This window comes from Amycolatopsis sp. CA-126428, assembly GCF_002904335.1.
Lineage (GTDB): Bacteria > Actinomycetota > Actinomycetes > Mycobacteriales > Pseudonocardiaceae > Amycolatopsis.
Window position 1 is genome coordinate 36,480 of record NZ_PPHF01000082.1, and the last position, 18,593, is coordinate 55,072.

Consider the following 18,593-nt stretch of genomic DNA (forward strand, 5'->3'; position numbering starts at 1 on the left):
CGGCGGGACTCGGGCACAATGGGCGGGTGAGCACCGAGACGCTGACGAAGCCGGAAACCACGCCCGAGGGCACGGACACCACCGACGACGACACCCCGAAGATGTTCCACTACGTGAAGAAGAACAAGATCGCCGAGAGCGCGGTCATGGGCACTCACGTGGTGGCGCTCTGCGGCGAGGTCTTCCCGGTGACGAAGTCGCCGAAGCCCGGGTCGCCGGTCTGCCCGGCCTGCAAGGAGATCTACGACAGCCTCCGCCCCGGTAAGTGATCCGGGCTTGAATCCCGGCGGGTGAGCCCGCCGGGTCTTTCGGCTGTCCGGAAACGTACAGATAGCCGAACAAACGTGAAAAACCTTCATTCGGCGGGTGTGCCGGGTGCGGGAGTCCTGGTAGATCCAGCGGACCAGGTTCCCTCACCCACCGGAGTCGCACATGCGCAGAACCGGGATCGTGCTCACCCTCGTCGCCTTGCTCGCCGTGGCCGCACCCGCGCTGGCCCAGGCCGTCACCGGCTGGACGGAGGTCGGCTCCGACAACGCCAGGGCCCTCGACGAGAGCCAGGGGCTCGCGACGATCGTGCGCCCGTCGGGCACGACGATCCGCTACACCGGGATCGGCACGATCCCGGCCGACCTGAACTCGCAGGGCTGGAACCACGTCGGCGACCCGGGCTCGGCCCAGGGCTGGTACGTCGAGCCCTACCAGCGTGACGACCGCGGCGCGAAGCTCTTCCGCGTCCAGGCCCCGGACGGTTCGTGGGCCAACTACAAGCACACCCTCGAGTCGTGGGAAGCGAACAACAACTCCTTCGCCGCGGTGTCGCCGGACGCGCGCTGGCTGGTGGCGGGGGAGTGGGGCACCATGGACCGGCTGCTGGTGCACCCGATGCCCGGCGTGGTCGCCACGAACCCGGCCCAGAACCTGCCTCTGGCCGGCACCATCCGCCTGGACCACCCGGTCCGCGACGTCCAGGGCTGCGACTTCCGGACCGCGACCCGCCTGCTCTGCTCGTCCGACGACCCGGACGGCAGCCTCTTCGGCACGACGAAGCCGCTGCTGCAGGTCGACCTGGCCGGCCCGCTCTCCGGCTCGGACGTCGCCGGCCACGTGACGTCCCTGGGCCAGCTCCCGCTCCGCAGCGGGTGCTCGGGCTCGTTCGAGGTCGAGGGCATCGACTTCGACGAGCGCGACAGCACCCTCCGCGTGGTCGTGATGTCCCCGAGCATCTGCATCCTCTTCGACAGCAAGACCTACCGCTTCCAGCAGCGCTGACGCACGAAGGCCCGGCACCTGTCCGGTGCCGGGCCTTCGTGCGTTCGTCAGGCGGTCGGGGCGGGGTCCAGGGACTCCGATTCCGGGGCCTGGGCCGGGGTGCGGCGAGCCGCGCGCCGGGCCTTACGGCGTTCCTTGCGGGTCTCGACCATCGTGTAGAGGGTCGGGACCAGGACCAGGGTCAGCAGCGTCGAGCTGACCAGGCCGCCGATCACCACGATCGCCAGGGGCTGGCCGATGAACCCGCCCTGGCCGGTGATGCCCAGCGCCATCGGGACCAGCGCGAAGATCGTCGCCGCCGCGGTCATCAGGATCGGCCGCAGCCGGCGCCGGCCGCCTTCGGTGACGGCGTCGGCGACGCTCATCCCCTCGGCCCGGTACTGGTTGATCAGGTCGATCAGCACGATCGCGTTGGTGACCACGATGCCGACCAGCATCAGCATGCCGATCAGGGACGGCAGGCCGAGCGCGGTGCCGGTGGCCAGCAGCAGCCCGATCGCGCCGGTCGCCGCGAACGGGATCGACACGAGCAGGATCAGCGGCTGGATCAGGCTCCGGAACGTCGCCACCATGATCAGGAACACGATCGCGATGGCCGCGAGCAGCGCCAGGAACAGGTTGGAGAACGCCTCCTGCTGATCCTGGCTGACGCCGCCGAGCGAGTACGCCGCCCCGCCGGTGAACGTCAGTCCGTCCAGTTTGGACTTGATGTCCGCGGTGGTCTTGGTCAGGTCGTCACCAGTGTTCTTCGCGGTCACCGTGGTGCTCAGGTCACCGCCGGTGCGATGCACCGACGCCGGCCCGTCCACAGTGGACACCTTGGCCACCTCGTCGAGCCGGACGACGCCGCCGGGGCCGGGGATCTGCAGGCCCTTCACCTGGTCGACCGTCACCGGCGCCGTGCCGGCGCGCAGCACGATGTCCGTGCGCTGCCCGTCGACCGGCAGCTGCGTCACCGTGCGCCCGGCGATCGCCTGGTTGGCGATCTGCCCGATGGTGCTCGCCGACAGCCCACGCGCCGCGGCCGCGGCGTCGTCCACCTCGACCTGCACCCGCGGCGAGCCGACGGCCAGGTCACTCGAGACCTCGGTCAGCCCGGACACCCCGCGCAGCGCCTGCACCACCTGGTCGGACGCCGGCTTCAGCGCGGCCTCCGACGGCGCGGTCACCGACACCGACACCTGGTCGGAGTTGAACCCGGACGCGTCCGCGCCGATCTTGATTTCGCCCAGCTCCGGGCGCGAGGTCAGCTTCGACCGCAGCCGGTCCGACAGCGCGTCGAGGTCGGTGTCCTTGGCGACGGTGACCGAGATGCTCGTGTTGGTCCCGCCACCGAAGCCGAACGCCCCGCCGCCGCCGATGCTGACCTGGTAGGTCTGCACCGCGGGCTCGGCCGCGAGGGCCTGCTCGACGGCCGTGGCCGCCTTTTCCTTCGCCTCGACGCTGGTGCCGGCCGGCAGCTTCTGCGTCATGTTCAGCGTGGTGCCGCCGGACTGGTCGAGGAAGTTCGTGTTCAGCCGCGTCGCGAGCCCGACCGTGCCGGCGAAGATCAGCAGGGCCAGCAGCACGACGGTGAGCCGCCGCCGCGTCGCGAACCGGATCACCGGCAGGTAGGCGCGCTGCAGGATGCTGCGGCGTTCCTTCTCGACGGCCGCCTCGCGCGCCCGCTCGGCCTCGACGGCGTCCGCCGGGACCGCGGGCCGCTTCAGGAACCAGTACGCCAGCACGGGAACCACGGTCAGCGACACGAGCAGCGAGGCCAGCAGCGCCACCGTCACGGTGATCGCGAAGGGCGAGAACAGCTCGCCGACGAACCCGCCGACGAACGCGATCGGCAGGAACACCGCGACGGTCGTCAGCGTGGACGAGGTGACCGCGCCGGCCACCTCGCGGACGCCGTCGAGCACCGCGCGTTCCTTCTCCTCGCCGTACGCGAGATGGCGTTTGATGTTCTCCAGCACGACGATCGAGTCGTCGACCACCCGGCCGATCGCGATGGTGAGCGCGCCGAGGGTGAGCAGGTTGAGCGACAGGTCGCCGGTCCACAGCGCCAGCAGCGCGACGACGACCGACAGCGGGATCGACACCGCGGTCACCAGCGTCGAGCGCACCGACAGCAGGAACAGCAGGATGACGATGACGGCGAAGGCCAGCCCCAGCAGACCTTCGGTGGTCAGGCCGCTGATCGCGTCCTTCACCGGGGTGCCCTGGTCGAACACGACGCTCATCTCGGCGCCGGTCTTCTTCGCCAGGTCCGGCAGCTTGTCGCGGACCGCGCCGGAAATGGCGACGGCGTTCCCGTTGTCCACCATGGTGATCGACAGGCCGAGGCTCGGCTTGCCGTTGGTGCGCGTGATCGACGTCGGCGGCGCGAACCCGGCCTGGACGTCGGCGACGTCACCCAGCTTCACCGGGCCGCGCGCCGGAGCGCCCGCCCGGGCGGCCGGGGTCAGGTACAGGTTGCGGAGACTGTCCACAGTGGTCTGTCCGCCGCCGACCTGCACCGACAGCGTCTTGCCGTTTTCGCTCAGCGTCCCCGCCGGCACCGAGGCGCCGGCGGTCTGCAGCGTGGTCGCGATCGACGCCGGGTCGACCCCCGCCGCGGCGAGCTTCGCGTAGTCGAGCGTGATGGTGACGCGCGGCTGGCGCACGCCGGTGACGGTCACCGTGCGGACGCCCTCGATCTTCCGCAGCTCCGGCGCGACCTGGTCGGTCAGCGCGGGCGCGAGCGCCTGCGGGTCCCCGGCGGTGCCCGCGGCGACCAGCGCCACCGGCAGGTCGTCGGTGCTGCCCGCGGACACGGCGGGCTCGGTGTTCTGCGGCAGCCGGGACCGGACCTGGTTCACCACCTGCTGGATCTGCGAGACGGCGGCGTCGATGTCCGTGCCGAACTCGAACTGCGCGACGACCCGCGAAACGCCGTCCGACGACGTCGAAGTGACCTGCTCGAGGCCCTTCAGCCCCTGGAGCCCGCCCTCCAGCGGCTCGGAGACCTGCCGGTCGACCGCGTCCGGCGACGCCCCCGGGTACGCGGTGACGATCTGCGCCTGCGGGAACTGCAGGGACGGGAAGAGCTGTTGCTTGAGCTGCGGCAGCGCGAAGGCGCCGAAGCCGACGACGACCAGCGCGAGCAGGCCGATCAGGCTCCGGTTGCGCAGGCTCAGTCTGGCCAGCACGGACATGACGTGAAAACCCCCTCGGGAAAGACGCGGCGGCCCCCGCCGGCGTCAATGGCCCGCTGAGCTTTTCACGCCGTTGCTGAGAGCGACTCAGTCTGAGGGTGGATTCCGGGTCGTCCCTTCGGAGGACCCGCGCCCCTGAGCTGCGCTCGGTGCCGGTTCCGGCGCGCTCGGTGACGACGTGTCCTCTTCGGACGGCTCGGGCTCGCCGCCGTTCGCGGCGGCGTCTTCGGCGCGCGGGCGCCGCAGTGGCGTGGTCGAGCGGTCCCACAGCTTGCGGCCCTCCTCCGAGCGCAGCCGCTCGGAGGCGCGTTCCATCTCCAGCCGCCGCCACTTGCGCCGCTGCCGCCGGGTCGCCTTCGCCGGCCACAGTTCCTGGATCGCGCTGTTGAAGTACGCGCCGCCGACCACGGCCAGCCCGATGAAGAACATCAGCAGCAGGAACGCGATCGGCGCGGCCAGCGCACCGTAGGTGTAGCCGGTCTTGGTGATCCAGTTCAGGTAGACGCGCAGGCCGACCGAGGACAGCAGGAACACGACCATGGCGAGCACCGCGCCCGGCAGCCCGCGGTGCCACGGCAGCTTCCGCGGCAGCGCGAGCTTGTACAGCGTGGTCAGCGCGAGGGTGATCATCGCGCCGAGCGCGGGGAAGTACAGTGCGCTCACCCACGACGTCACGGTCGGGCGCCACGCGGCCGGGAAGAACTCCGGCAGCAGGTCGGGGCCGATCGCCAGCAGCGGCAGCCCGACCACCAGGATGACCAGGCCGCACAGGTACAGCAGGAGCGCGAAGATCCGCTGCCAGACGTCGTTGCGGACGCCGTACTGGTCGTGCGCGACGGTGATGGCGTCCACGAACGACGACATCGCCGACGAACCCGCCCACAGCGAGATGAGGAAGCCGACCGAGACGATCTCGCCCTTGCCGACGGTGAGGATGCTGTTCACGGTCGGTTCGATGATGTCGTGGACCGCGTTCTGGCTGAAGACCGTCCGGCAGAAGCCGATGATCCGGTCGTGCACCGCGGCGACGACGTCCTGCCCGAACCACTCGCCGACGAAGCCCAGGCTGCCCAGCAGGCCGAGCAGCAGCGGCGGCAGCGACAGCGTCTGCCAGAAGGCCGCCTCGGCGGCCTCGGAGAAGATGTTGCCCTCCCAGGCCTTGGCGAACGTGCGCGTGACGAGCCGCCACGGCCCCTTGCGGGCCACCTTCGTCGCTGTGGACGGCTGCACCTCACCCATGACGTGTCCAGCATGGTCCATCGGCGCTGATTTGGCTCGTCACGCCCCCTGCGGCCGGGCGTGTCGGCGGACGTCACCCGTGCCGGTGCCGGGAACTGTCGGACCCGGCCGGTAGACTCGCTCCAGTGCCCTCACCGCAGTCGCCGACCGGTCAACGCAGCAGAAGTCGGTACCACAGTGAGGGTTTTCGCACGTCACAGCACTTGAGGCAGTCGAGGCAGTTGAGCGAGGGGGAGGACCGGCGATGACGGAGACGCAGCTCGGGGCGCCTCCCGCGGAGAAGGACTCGACCGCGCGCCCGCTGCGGGCGTGGCAGCGGCGGGCGCTCACCAAGTACCTGACCCGCAAGCCCAAGGACTTCCTGGCGGTGGCGACGCCGGGGGCCGGCAAGACGGTGTTCGGCCTGCGGATCGCCGCGGAGCTGCTCAGCGACCGCACGATCGAGGCGGTCACCATCGTCACCCCGACCGAGCACCTCAAGCACCAGTGGGCGGCCTCGGCCGCGGCGGCCGGCATCGCCATCGACTCGAACTTCCGCAACACCACCGGCGTCACCTCGTCCGACTACAACGGCGTCGCGCTGACGTACGCGCAGGTCGCGGCGCACCCGACGCTGCACCGGGTGCGCACGGAGAACCGCAAGACGCTGGTCATCCTCGACGAGATCCACCACGGCGGCGACGCGAAGTCCTGGGGTGACGCGATCCGCGAGGCCTTCACCCCGGCCGTGCGGCGGCTGTCGCTGACCGGCACGCCGTTCCGGTCCGACGACTCGGCCATCCCGTTCGTGACGTACGAGCCCGACGCGGGCGGCTTCCAGCGCAGCAAGGCCGACCATTCGTACGGCTACGCGGACGCGCTGGCCGACGGCGTGGTCCGGCCGGTCGTCTTCCTGGCGTATTCGGGCGAGGCCTCCTGGCGCACCAGCGCGGGGGAGGAGTTCACCGCCCGGCTCGGCGAGCCGCTGACAGCGGAGCAGAACGCCCGCGCGTGGCGCACGGCCCTCGACCCGGCGGGCGAGTGGATCCCGGCGGTGCTGCAGGCCGCCGACACCCGGTTGTCGCAGGTCCGCCAGAGCGTCCCGGACGCGGGCGGCCTGGTGATCGCGACGGACCAGGAGTCGGCGCGGGCGTACGCGAAGATCCTGGAACGCATCTCCGGCGAGATGCCGACGCTGGTGCTCTCGGACGACCCGAAGGCCTCGGGGCGGATCAAGGAGTTCTCCGAGACGAACGAGCGCTGGATCGTGGCGGTCCGGATGGTCTCGGAAGGCGTCGACGTCCCGCGCCTGGCGGTGGGCGTGTACGCGACGAGCGCCTCGACGCCGTTGTTCTTCGCCCAGGCGATCGGCCGGTACGTGCGGGCGCGCAAGAAGGGCGAGACGGCGAGCGTGTTCCTGCCGTCGGTGCCGGTGCTGCTGGAGCTGGCCAGCGAGCTGGAGGCCCAGCGCGACCACGTGCTCGGCAAGCCGCACCGGGAGAAGGAAGGCTGGGAGGACGAGCTCCTCGCCCAGGCCAACCGCACCGAGGACGAGCCGGGCGAGGAGGAGAAGGCGTTCACGTCCCTGGGCGCCTCCGCCGAGCTCGACCAGGTCATCTACGACGGCAACTCGTTCGGCACGGCGGTGTTCTCCGGGTCGGACGAAGAGCAGGAGTACCTGGGGTTGCCGGGGCTGCTGGAGCCGGACCAGGTGCGGGCGCTGCTGCGGAAGCGGCAGGCAGAGCAGGTCGCGGACGAGAAGCGCCGCAAGCCGGCCAAGGAGGAAGCCCCACCGCCGACGGCCCGCCCGCAGTCGGTGAGCGAGCGGCTGGGTGCGTTGCGCAAGGAGCTGAACGCGCTGGTGGGGATGTACCACCACCGGACGAAGAAGCCGCACGGCGCGATCCACAACGAGCTGCGGCGGGTGTGCGGCGGCCCGGTCACCGCCATGGCGACCGTCGAGCAGCTGGAAGAACGGATCGTCACGCTGCGATCCTGGTGAGGGCGGCCGGTCCCGGTGCGCTGTCGCCCGGGAGGCTGAAGTTCCGGTGATCACCGTCCGTCTCCGGGACGGCGGCTTCACCCCACCGCCAGGCTTGTGACGCTGCGTATCCCGTTGTCACGAGCGGGCTGCCCCTCCGTCCCCTGGCGGATGGTCTCCCGGGCACCTCCTCGCCCCGATTTCGCAAGTCGGCGACCAATCGCGCCGGCGGGTCGTGGATCGGCCACGGGTTGCGCTCGGTGCACACGACCGGAGCAACCTGGCGCCCTCGTGAAACCTGGATGTAACTTACCGTGAGTGCTGGCGATCACATCGTCAGCGGATCTACTCTTTCCGGGCGAGGGGCAGCCTGTGTTGCCGAACCGTGTCCAATTGGTGTCATTTAATCGATCCAGCTATCTTCCCCGCAGCCGCTCAGCGGCATATGTTGTCGCCCACAACATATGCGCGACGGTGCGCCGGGCCTCCCCGGATCACCGCAGCGCCGGCCCGACGCACACGCCGACGGCCACTCGTCACCAATGCTTGGATCCGGAAGGAACGAGGATGCGCAGCAGAACCCTTACCCTCCTCGCCGCGACGGTGAGCGCCGGCCTGGTGCTGACCGCCTGCGGTACCAACAGTTCGAACAGCGGGGGCACGGGGAGCAACTCCGCTTCCTCCTCGGCCCCGGCCGCCGGGGGCGGTGCCAACGGCAAGGTCGGCGTCATCCTGCCGGAGACCGCCAGCTCGGCCCGCTGGGAAGCCTTCGACAAGCCGATGCTGCAGGCCGCCCTCGCGGCCCAGGGCTTCGACGCCGACGTCCAGAACGCCCAGGGCGACGCCCAGAAGTTCTCGACCCTGGCCGACGGCTTCATCAGCTCCGGCGTCAAGGTCCTGATCATCGCCCCGTCCGACCCGGCCGTCGGTGCCGCGGTCGAGGCCAAGGCGAAGACCGCGGGCATCCCGGTCATCAACTACGACCGCCCGAGCCTCGGCGGCAGCGCCGAGTACTACGTCTCGTTCGACAACGAGAAGGTCGGCCAGCTGCAGGGCCAGGCCATGGCGGACGCGCTCAAGGACAAGAAGGGCGCGGGCGTCGTCCAGATCGAGGGCGCCCCGACCGACAACAACGCCACGCTCTTCACCAACGGCCAGGACTCCGTCCTCGAGCCGCTGTTCTCCTCCGGCGCGCTCAAGCGGATCCAGAAGCAGCCGATCAACGACTGGGACAACCAGCTCGGCGGCACGACGTTCGAGCAGATCTTCCAGGCCAACGGCGGCAAGGTCGACGGCGTCGTCGCGGCGAACGACGGCCTGGCGGGCGCGGTCATCACCATCCTCAAGAAGAACGGCCTCAACGGCAAGATCCCGGTCACCGGCCAGGACGCCACCGCGGACGGCCTCATGGCGGTCATGCGCGGCGAGCAGTACATGACCGTCTTCAAGCCGATCAAGGAAGAGGCGGAGGCGAGCGCCAAGCTGGCCGCCGCGCTGGCCAAGGGCGACAAGGCCGGTGCCGACGCCATCGCCACCGGCAAGCTGCACGACCCGAAGGGCAACCGCGACATCAAGTCCGTGCTGCTGACGCCGACGACGATCCTGGCGAAGGACATCAAGACCGTCGTGACCCAGGGCTACGTGAAGGCGGCCGAGATCTGCGGTGGCGAACTCGCCGCCAAGTGCACCTCGCTCGGCATCTCCTGAGCGCCCGTAGTACCCCATGAACAGCCGGGCCGGGACGCGCACCCCGACGGCGCGTCCCGGCCCGGTCCCCACCCAGGAGAAATGCCATCCATGAGTGAGCCCATTCTCGAGATCAAGGGTCTGAACAAGAGTTTCGGCCCGGTCCACGTCCTCCACGACGTGGACTTCGACGTGCGTGCGGGCGAAGTGACCGCGCTGGTCGGCGACAACGGCGCCGGCAAGTCGACGCTCGTCAAGTGCATCGCCGGCATCCACCCGTACGACTCGGGGGCCGTGCGGTTCAACGGGCAGGACGCCCACATCCGCGGTCCGCGCGACGCCGCCGACCTCGGCATCGAGGTCGTCTACCAGGACCTCGCGCTCGCCGACAACCTCGACATCGTCCAGAACATGTTCCTCGGCCGCGAGCGCGGCAGTGCGTGGAAGCTCGACGAAGCCAGCATGGAGAAGGCCGCCCGCGAGACGCTGGCCTCCCTTTCGGTCCGGACCGTGAAGTCCGTCCGCACGCCGGTTTCGTCGCTGTCCGGTGGCCAGCGGCAGACCGTCGCCATCGCGAAGTCGGTGCTGTGGAACAGCAAGGTGGTCGTGCTCGACGAGCCCACCGCCGCCCTCGGTGTCGCGCAGACCCGGCAGGTGCTGGACCTGGTCCGCCGGCTGGCGGAGCAGGGCCTGGGGGTCGTGCTCATCAGCCACAACATGGCCGACGTGTTCGAGGTCGCCGACCGCATCGCCGTGCTCTACCTCGGCCGGCTCGTCGCCGAGGTGCACACGAAGGACGTTTCCCACGGCCAGGTCGTGGAGCTGATCACCGCGGGTCGCTCCGGTGACCTCGGCCTTGCCCGGCCCGAAGCCGTGGTCCTGTGAGCGGGAAGAAAGAACCGGAAATGACTGAAACCCCTGCCAAGCACGAGGTCGGCACCCCCGCCGAAGCGCTCGCGCAGACCCAGAACCCGTCCGCGGCGATCACCGACTTCGGGATCGACACGACATCGATGTCAACCGGCGAGGCGATCCGCGACTACTTCGCCCGCCTGCGGGCCGGTGAGCTCGGCGCGCTGCCGTCGCTGTTCGGCCTGCTCGTGCTCGTCATCCTGTTCAGCGCGCTGTCCGACAACTTCTTCACGCTGGCCAACATCGCCAACCTGTTCCCGCAGGGCGCGGGCGTCATCATCATCGCCATGGGCATCGTGTTCGTGCTGCTCCTCGGCGAGATCGACCTCGCCGCCGGCGTGGCCTCCGGTGTCGCCGCTTCCGTGATGGCCCTGCACTACGTGCACGCCGGGAACATGCTGGGGACCCTCGGGCCCGGCGTGTTCATCACGTTCATCGGCGTCCTCGCCGTCGCCATGCTGCTCTCGGCCTACCAGCGGATCTGGGCCGGTGCCGCGCTTTCGCTGCTGGGCCTGCTGATCGTCGCGATCGGCGTGCCCGCCAACGCCTGGCTCGAGATCCTGCTGGCCATCTGCGTCGGTACCGCGATCGGCTGCATCACCGGCTTCCTCGTGTCGAAGATCGGCATGCCGTCCTTCGTCGTGACGCTGGCGCTGTTCATCGTGTGGCAGGGCGTCCTGCTGCAGTTCATCGGTGAGGGCGGCACGATCGGCATCAGCAACTCCGACGTCCTGTACAAGATCGCCAACGGCAACCTGAACATCCTGGGCAGCTGGATCTTCTTCCTCATCGCCGCCGGCGGGTTCGCGGTGATCACGCTGATCAGCCACTTCAAGCGGCTCCAGCGCGGCCTGGTCGTCCAGCCGACGGCGCTGGTCATGGTCAAGGTCGCCGTGCTGGTCGTGCTGTCGGCGCTGGGCACCTGGCTGCTGACGATCAACCGCTCGCCGAACAAGGCGGTCGTCACGATCGAGGGCGTCCCGTACGTCATCCCGATCATGCTGGTGCTGCTCGTGGCCGGGACCTACGTGCTCAACCGGACCAAGTACGGCCGGTACGTCTACGCGGTCGGCGGCAACAAGGAAGCCGCCCGCCGCGCCGGTATCGACGTGCCGAAGATCCGGGCGAGCGTGTTCGTCATCGGCTCGGCGGTCGCCGCGGTCGGCGGCATCGTCGCCGCGTCGAAGGTCGGTTCGGTCAGCCCGCAGTCCGGTGGCCTGAACACGCTGCTGTTCGCGGTCGGCTCGGCCGTCATCGGCGGCACGTCGCTGTTCGGCGGCAAGGGCCGCGTGTCCGACGCCGTGGTCGGCGGGCTCGTGATCGCCGTCGTGATCAACGGCCTGGGCCTGCTCAAGCAGCCGGCCGCGGTGGTCAACATCATCACCGGTCTGGTCCTGCTGCTCGCCGCCACGGTCGACGCGCTGTCCCGGCGCCGCGCGGCTGCGTCGGCGCGCTGAACCAGCATGGGATGATCAAACCCGTGACCAGCTCGCCCGTTGCTCGACCCGACGAGGTGCGCCGGCACAACCGCACGACCCTGCTCCGCCTGCTGCACGTCGGCGGGCCGAGCACCCGGGCGACCCTGGCCGCCGAGCTGGGGCTCAACCGGAGCACGATCAAGACCCTCGTCGACGGGCTCGCCGAAGCCGGCGTCGTCGAGGAGAAGGTGCCGAGGCCGGGACGAGGGGCGGGCCGCCCCTCGCTCCTGGTCCTGCCCCAGCCCCACGCGGCGGTCGTGCTCGCGGTCGACCTGCAGGTCGAGCACGTCGCGATCGCCCTCGTCGGGCTCGGCGGGCAGATCCTGGGCCGCAACAGCTGGAACCTGCGCGGCCGGATGGGTCAGCCGGACGAGGTCATCACCCACATCATCGAGTCGACGGCCATCCTGGCCGGCGACCTCGACGTGAGCCCGGTGGCGGCCGGGGTGTCGGTGCCCGGCGTCGTCCGGCGCGCGGACGGGCACGTGCACGAGGCGCCGAACCTGCGCTGGACCGACGTCGCCCTCGGCGAGCGGCTCGGCGGGGTGCTGCAGATCCCGATCCTGGTCGGCAACGACGCCGAGTTCGGCGCGGTCGCCGAGCACCTGCGCGGGGCCGCCCGCGGGGCGTCCGACGTGGTGTACATCTCGGCGGACGTCGGGGTCGGCGGCGGCGTCATCGCCGAAGGCTCGGCGTTGCGCGGCGGCTCGGGGTACGTCGGCGAGATCGGGCACATGGTGATCCGCCCCGACGGGCGCCCCTGCTACTGCGGCAGCAGCGGCTGCTGGGAGACCGAGGTCGGCGAGGCGGCGCTGTGCCGCGCGCTCGGCCTGGCCGAGGACACCGCCCGCGGGGCGATCCTGTTCGAGCTGCGCGAGCTGGGCCGCGACCCGGAGACGGCGATGACGCGGCTCGCGGAGTTCGCCGAGTGGCTCACGCTGGGGCTGATCAACGTCGTCAACCTGCTGGGGCCGCAGCTGGTGATCCTCGGCGACCTGCTGACGGTGCTGCCGGAGCCGGTGCTGCGGTACGTCGGCACCGAGGTCCGCCGGCGCAGCCTGGTGAGCCGGGCGGTCGGCGGCACGCGGATCATCAGCTCGGCGCTGGGGGCCGACGGGAAGCTGCTCGGCGCCGCCGAGGTGGCGTTCGAAGTCGTGCTGGATTCTGTCTGATTTCCTGTCCGGTTTCGTGTCCGGAATCACCGCTTATCGCGGCCGAACCGTGATTTATACCACGCAATCTGCAAGATGCAGAAAGGCGGCCGGTGCCTGTGCGCACCAGCCGCCTTTCGCGTCTGCAGGGTTACCGCTGGATGTCGGCGGACAGTTCCTTGAGCTTGGCCTCGTGCTCGCGGGCGTGGTGCCCGCAGAACAGTAGTTCGCCACCCGTGCTGAGGATGGCTCGTACCTGAGCTGCTGCTCCGCACCGGTCACAGCGGTCGGTGGCGGTCAGTTCGGGGCGGGTGAGCGTCGGCGATGTCATGGGGGTCTCCCTCCGTCCCGGCACCGGTCGCCCGGTGCCATCGATCCAGCTACGCCCACTTCGGGACTGCTGCCGGTGACGGCGATCGCCTCCGGCTCCGCGTGTTCGTGCTTCCACTGTTCCAGACGTTTCGCGGCTCGCAAGTGTTCCCGCGCCGGTGGGACCTGAGTCACGTCGATTTACCCCGGATGCCGTAGCGCAGTCCCGCATTCCAGGAGACGATTACCCGGAGAGTTACATTTTCCGTGGTCAGGCACCATGAGCTGGTGAGTACGGTGACTTCCCCACGACGGCTTTCCGCGGTGCCCGCTCCGCTCTTGTTCGTTCTCAGCGGAATTTCGATGTACGCCGGAGCGGCGGTGGCGGTCGACCTTTTCGGCCACGCGACCCCGGCGGGGGTGGCCTGGCTCCGCTGCCTGGGCGCGGCGGTGGTCCTGCTGGCCTGGCGCCGCCCGGGCCGCGCGGCGTGGCGGGGCAGGCGCCTGCTGCTGGCGATCGTGTTCGGCGTGGTGACGGCGGGCATGAACGTGCTGTTCTACGAGTCGATCGCCCGCCTGCCCCTGGGCACGGCGGTGGCGGTGGAGTTCGCCGGCCCGGTGGTGGTGGCGGCCCTGGGCTCCCGCACCCTGCGCGACGTCCTCGCGCTGCTCCTGGTGGCGGCGGGGGTCGTGGCGATCACGGACGTCCACCTCGGCGGCAGTTTCGCGGGAGTGATGTTCGCCTTGGGAGCGGCGGCGGCGTGGGCGGGCTACATCCTCCTGGGCAAGAGGGTCGCCACCGACGGCGACGGCATCGACAGCCTGGCGATCGGCTTCGCGGCGGGGACGGTCGTGCTGTCCCCGCTGGCGCTGGGGACGGGCCAGGTGTGGTCCTCGCCACGGTTGCTGGGGCTGGGCATCGGGGTGGGCGTGCTGTCGACGGTGGTGCCGTACGCACTGGACCAGCTGGTGCTGCGACGCGTGGGCCAGGCCCGGTTCGCGACGCTCTTGGCCCTGCTCCCGGTGACGGCGGGGGTGATGGGGTTCGCGCTCTTGGGGCAGGTGCCGAGCGTGCCGGAGGCGGCGGGGACGCTGGCTGTCGTGGCGGGGGTGGCGTTGCGGAGCCGGGAGTCGCGGGCGGTGGAGCCGCCGGGGTGACGCTCTGGGGGCTTTGGTGGGCTCTGGTGGGGTCTCTGCGGGGCTGCGAACGGGTGGCTTTGGCCCGGGGGTGCCGAGCGGGGGCTTCAAGGCGCCTGAGCGGCTCGAGCGCCAGGGGCTTACCGGGTGGGGCGTCCTGGGTACCGCGTGAGGTGAATGCGGCGCTCCGGGCACCTGGTTCAGGTGGTCGAGGCGGGTTGTCCACATGCCTCCGGCGTTGTGGACAACCGCTCCGCGGGGAGCGCTTTTCGCCGGTTTCCGTCGGCTGCTGCCGATAGGCTGAAGCGGGGCGGATCCCCCAGGGAGGGTGGGCTCTGCGGCGGTGGGCTCTGCGGCGGTGGGCTCTGCGGCGGTGGGCTCTGCGGCGGTGGGCTCTGCGGCGGCCCAGCCGACCTCCCGAATGTTCCCCGACCCCGCCCGGTCAGGGCCGCCGGAGGCGAGCGCTCCGGCCCCAGCGACCTCCCGATGTTCCCCCGACCTCGCCGTCCCGCCCGGAGCCGGCCACGCGGACCCCGGCTCGCTCGCGATGCCACCCCCGGCGCGACCGGCCGGATCGGCAGCCGGTCAAGCCGTGGCCCGTGCCAGGATCGGATCGTGATGGCCCCGGCCGCGCGCGCCCGGGATACTGAGCGCGGGCGGCAGGAAGCGGGTGGCCATGACCAAGGCGGCGTCGGCCGCGGCGAAGGACTTCGCCGCGGCCGGAGTGGGTGGGGTGCACCTTGCCTGGGCGGACAACAACGGCATTCCGCGCTCGCGGATCGTGCCCGTCGCCGGGCTGGCCGATGCCGCCACCCGCGGTGTCGGGGCGACCTCGCTCTTCGCCGTCTTCGACACCCACGACGCCATCACCTACCGGCACGAAAACCTCGGCACGCCGTCCGGCGACATCCGGCTCGTGCCCGTCGTCGAGCGGCTGCGGCGGCTCGCCGGGCAGCCCGCGCTCGCCTGGGCGCCCGTGCGGCAGCTCACCCGGGACGGCGATCCCTGGCCCTACTGCCAGCGCACCGTCCTCGAAGCGCAGGTGGCCGAGGCCGGCAGGCGCGGGCTCGAATTCCGGGCCGGCTACGAGCTGGAGTTCGCCGTCGCTCCCGCCGGCAGTGCCGACGTCCTGGCCGCTCCCGGCCACCCCGGGCCCGCCTACAGCCCGCACGCCCTCATCGGGCTCGACGGCTTCGTCGGCGCCCTCCTGCACGACTTCGCGGCCAACGGCCTGCGGATCGGCCAGCTCCACGCCGAGTACGGCGTCGCGCAGCTCGAGCTGTCTCTGGCCGCCACCGATCCCGTGTCCGCCGCCGATGACCAGCTGCTCGCCCGGCAGACCATCCACGCCGCCGCGCGGGTGCACGGTCTCGCCGTCAGCTTCGCGCCGGTGATCGGCCTCGGCGCCGCCGGCAACGGGTGGCACCTGCACACCTCGGTCCGCCGTCAAGGTCGCAACCTGCTCGACGGCAACGGGCGGCCGGACGGGGCAGGCGCCGGCTACCTCGCCGGGCTGCTGCGCGACTTGCCGGCCCTGACCGCGATCACCGCGCCGAGCGTCCCGTCGACGCTGCGGCTGCGGCCCGGGTACTTCGCGGGCGTGTACGCGTTCTGGGGCGTCGAGAACCGGGAAGCGCCGCTGCGGTACGTCCCCGGCTCGGCCATGCTGGGTGAGGGCCACGCGAACGTCGAGCTCAAGACGTCCGACGCCTCGGCCAACCCGTACCTCGCGCTGGCCGCGGTGCTCGCCGCCGGGATGGCCGGCATCGAGGACGCGCCCGCGCTGCCCGAGCCGATCGGCGAGGACCCGGGCGGCTGGACGGACGAAGACCGGGAGGCCCGCGGGGTGTGCCGGCTGCCGGCGAACCCCGCCGAGCAGGACGCCGCGCTCATGGCGTCGCCGCGGATCGCCGGCGTGCTCGGTGACGAGCTGCTGGGCGCCTTCCGGGCCGTCCGGGCCTCCGACGCGGCGTGGGCGGCCGAACGCACGGCCGACGAGATCGTCGCCGCCCACCTTTGGCGCTACTGAAGGGACCGATGTCTTCGGGGATCGACGGCGGGCAGCTCGACCTGTCCGGGGTGCGGTGGCTGCCGGGCGGCGCCCGGCTGGCCGCGGTGGCCCAGGCGGAACTGCCCCAGAAGGACGGCCTGGCCGCGGCGTTCTGCGGCCTCGCCGCGCTGCGGGCGGCCGGGCTCGACGTGGCCGATCAGGACACCGTCGCGGCGGCCGCGGGCACGGTCCGGGGTCCGGCCGTGCGGCCGCCGGGTGAGCCCGGCCGCCACGACTTCCGGCTGCCGCTGCCGGTCGTCGACGACCCGGCCGCGGCCGGCACCCGGGTTTCCGGGCTGGCGGCGGCCGTCGGGTCGCTGACGCGGAGCGCGCTCGCGGCGGTGCCGGTGACGGGGGAGTGGACCACCGAGGCCCTGTTCGACCTCCTCGTCGGGCTGTGGGACGTCCCTCGCGTGGCAGTGCTCGCCCGGATCGACGGCGCCGAGCTCGGCGCCCACGACACCCCGGAACGCGCGCTGCTCGACTACCTCGACACCGGCGTCCCGCCACTGTGGACGTCCCGCTGGCGCCCGCCCGGCGGCCACTTCGTGCTCCTGGCGGGCATCCGCATCGGCGCCGAGGGCACCCTGCTGTCCGTTGTGGACACTTATCCGTCCCTCGGCGACAACGGCCGCCACGACCAGCCGGTCGAATGGGTGACGGCGGCGCTGGCCGGCCTCGGCGTGCTCGTGGTCGTCGACGCCGACCAGGCCGACGTGGTCCGCGCGGCGGCTCGCACCGCCGGGCTCAGTCCGTCCTTTTGGGACTGACCGGCGCCCCGGGCGCGAAGCGGGAGTGGCGGCGGCCGTAGGCGAAGTAGATCACCAGGCCGATCACCAGCCACGCGGCGAACCGGAGCCACGTCAGCACGTTCAGGTTGAGCATCAGGTACAGGCACGCCAGCGCGGCCACGACCGGGATCGCCGGGGAGAACGGCACCCTGAACGGCCGATCGAGGTCGGGACGGCGGCGGCGCAGCACCGGGACCGCCACGGCCACGATGATCATCGCCGACAGCGCGCCGATGCTGACCATGTCGGCCAGCTCCGAAATCGGGATGAACGCGGCCAGTACCGCGATCAGGACGGCGCCGCCGATGGTCATCCGGTGCGGGGTGCCCCAGCGCGGGTGCGCGGTGCCGAGCGCCTTGGGCAGCAGGCCGTCGCGGCCCATGGCGAACCCGATCCGGCCGATCGTGACCAGTTCGACCATCATCACCGACGTCAGCCCGGTCACCGCGCCGAGCGAGATCAGCGCGCCGACCCAGTGCTGGCCGACCCGGTCGAACGCGTCGGCCAGCGGCGCGCCGGTGTCGATGTCGGTGAACGGGATCATGCCGGTCAGCACGATCGAGACGCCGATGTAGAGCAGCGCGCACACCCCCAGCGCCCCGAGGATGCCGACCCGGAGGTCCTTGCGCGGGTTCAGCGTCTCCTCGCCGAGGTTCGCGAGCGCCTCGAACCCGGTGTAGGCGAAGAAGACCACGGCCGCCGCGGTGATCATCCCGGCGATGCCGTAAACCGACTGCTCCAGCCCCAGCGCCGCCTGGACCAACGGTTGTTCCAGCACCGTCGTTCCGGCTTCGGGAGCCTTCGCCGGCGGGATGAACGGCGTCAGGTTCGCGCTCCTGACGAAGAACAAGCCGACCGCGAGCACCAGCACGCACACCGCGACCTTGACGCACACCAGCAGGTTGGTCAGCCAGGCCGACTCCTTGATGCCCAGCACGGCGACGACGGTCAGCACGGCGATGATGAGCACTGCCCCGATGTTGACCTTCGCGTCTTCGCCGAACCACTCCGGCGACAGCCCGAGCAGGTTCGCCAGGTACCCCGACCAGCCCCGCGACACCACGGCGGCGCCGAGCGCGAACTCCAGCAGCAGGTCCCAGCCGATGATCCAGGCAAAGACCTCGCCGAGGGTGGCGAACGCGTAGGTGTAAGCGCTTCCCGCCGTCGGGACGCTGGAGGCGAGCTCGGCGTAGCACAGCGCCGCGAGCCCGGCGACGACCGCGCCGAGCACGAACGACAGCGTCACGGCGGGCCCGGCGTGGGTCTTCGCCTCGACGCCCGCCAAGGTGAAGATGCCGGTGCCGATGATGATCCCGACGCCGAACCCGACCAGGTCGCGTCCGCGCAGCCGCCGTTTGAGCTCCCCGGAGTCCTGGCGTTCCAGGACCTCGTCCACGTTCAGCGTTCGCCGCTCACCCATGAGGAG

The 18,593-nt window shown here is 71.2% G+C and carries 14 protein-coding genes; 10 read left to right on the forward strand and 4 right to left on the reverse strand.

The annotated features are described in order from the left end of the window. Window positions 1-26: 26 nt before the first annotated feature. Both C2L58_RS22755 and C2L58_RS22760 read left to right on the forward strand, forming a co-directional pair. The gene (locus C2L58_RS22755) at window positions 27-269 is read left to right on the forward strand and encodes a DUF3039 domain-containing protein (RefSeq protein WP_034284335.1); all 243 of its coding nucleotides are present in this window, start codon (window positions 27-29) and stop codon (window positions 267-269) included. 163 nt (window positions 270-432) lie between these two features. After that, entirely contained in the window at window positions 433-1,272 is an 840-nt protein-coding gene (locus tag C2L58_RS22760; protein ID WP_199191390.1) for a hypothetical protein, read from the forward strand. A gap of 47 nt (window positions 1,273-1,319) precedes the next feature. On the opposite strand, the gene C2L58_RS22765 is transcribed toward C2L58_RS22760, so the two are convergent. Both C2L58_RS22765 and C2L58_RS22770 read right to left on the reverse strand, forming a co-directional pair. After that, a complete protein-coding gene (locus tag C2L58_RS22765) occupies window positions 1,320-4,454 on the reverse strand; it encodes an efflux RND transporter permease subunit (RefSeq protein ID WP_103339644.1) in 3,135 nt (1,044 codons plus the stop codon). A gap of 87 nt (window positions 4,455-4,541) precedes the next feature. Next, complete coding sequence (locus C2L58_RS22770; protein WP_103339645.1) at window positions 4,542-5,693, reverse strand: YihY/virulence factor BrkB family protein; 1,152 nt, start codon at window positions 5,691-5,693, stop codon at window positions 4,542-4,544. A 244-nt stretch (window positions 5,694-5,937) separates the two neighbouring features. Between C2L58_RS22770 and C2L58_RS22775 the strand changes: the two genes are divergently transcribed. The 5 genes from C2L58_RS22775 (at window position 5,938) to C2L58_RS22795 (ending at window position 12,901) form a co-directional block, all read left to right on the forward strand. After that, entirely contained in the window at window positions 5,938-7,674 is a 1,737-nt protein-coding gene (locus C2L58_RS22775; protein WP_103339646.1) for a DEAD/DEAH box helicase, read from the forward strand. 546 nt (window positions 7,675-8,220) lie between these two features. Continuing rightward, window positions 8,221-9,360 carry a sugar ABC transporter substrate-binding protein gene (locus tag C2L58_RS22780; protein WP_103339647.1) on the forward strand — a complete coding sequence of 380 codons (1,140 nt, stop codon included), beginning with the start codon at window positions 8,221-8,223 and terminating at the stop codon, window positions 9,358-9,360. Between the two features lie 90 nt (window positions 9,361-9,450). Then, a complete protein-coding gene (locus tag C2L58_RS22785) occupies window positions 9,451-10,224 on the forward strand; it encodes an ATP-binding cassette domain-containing protein (protein WP_103339648.1) in 774 nt (257 codons plus the stop codon). A gap of 20 nt (window positions 10,225-10,244) precedes the next feature. After that, window positions 10,245-11,708 carry a sugar ABC transporter permease gene (locus tag C2L58_RS22790; RefSeq protein WP_103339684.1) on the forward strand — a complete coding sequence of 488 codons (1,464 nt, stop codon included), beginning with the start codon at window positions 10,245-10,247 and terminating at the stop codon, window positions 11,706-11,708. Between the two features lie 11 nt (window positions 11,709-11,719). Then, entirely contained in the window at window positions 11,720-12,901 is a 1,182-nt protein-coding gene (locus C2L58_RS22795) for an ROK family transcriptional regulator (RefSeq protein WP_103339649.1), read from the forward strand. 130 nt (window positions 12,902-13,031) lie between these two features. Here C2L58_RS22795 and C2L58_RS22800 read toward each other — a convergent pair whose 3' ends face one another. Beyond that, window positions 13,032-13,211, reverse strand: coding sequence for a DUF7455 domain-containing protein (locus C2L58_RS22800; RefSeq protein ID WP_020645063.1), 180 nt, complete (start codon window positions 13,209-13,211; stop codon window positions 13,032-13,034). Window positions 13,212-13,552: 341 nt separating this feature from the next. Here C2L58_RS22800 and C2L58_RS22805 point away from each other — a divergent pair, with 341 nt between their 5' ends. From C2L58_RS22805 to C2L58_RS22820, 3 genes are all read left to right on the forward strand, one after another. Next, a complete protein-coding gene (locus C2L58_RS22805) occupies window positions 13,553-14,347 on the forward strand; it encodes an EamA family transporter (protein WP_103339650.1) in 795 nt (264 codons plus the stop codon). A 655-nt stretch (window positions 14,348-15,002) separates the two neighbouring features. Further along, window positions 15,003-16,355, forward strand: a complete 1,353-nt coding sequence (locus tag C2L58_RS22815; RefSeq protein WP_199191391.1) for a glutamine synthetase — start codon at window positions 15,003-15,005, stop codon at window positions 16,353-16,355. A gap of 8 nt (window positions 16,356-16,363) precedes the next feature. Beyond that, window positions 16,364-17,146, forward strand: coding sequence for a DUF6885 family protein (locus C2L58_RS22820; protein WP_103339653.1), 783 nt, complete (start codon window positions 16,364-16,366; stop codon window positions 17,144-17,146). Here the strand turns inward: C2L58_RS22820 and C2L58_RS22825 are convergent. Continuing rightward, window positions 17,124-18,563 carry an amino acid permease gene (locus C2L58_RS22825; protein WP_103339685.1) on the reverse strand — a complete coding sequence of 480 codons (1,440 nt, stop codon included), beginning with the start codon at window positions 18,561-18,563 and terminating at the stop codon, window positions 17,124-17,126. The two genes, C2L58_RS22820 and C2L58_RS22825, sit on opposite strands and share 23 nt — an antisense overlap. Window positions 18,564-18,593: the final 30 nt, after the last annotated feature.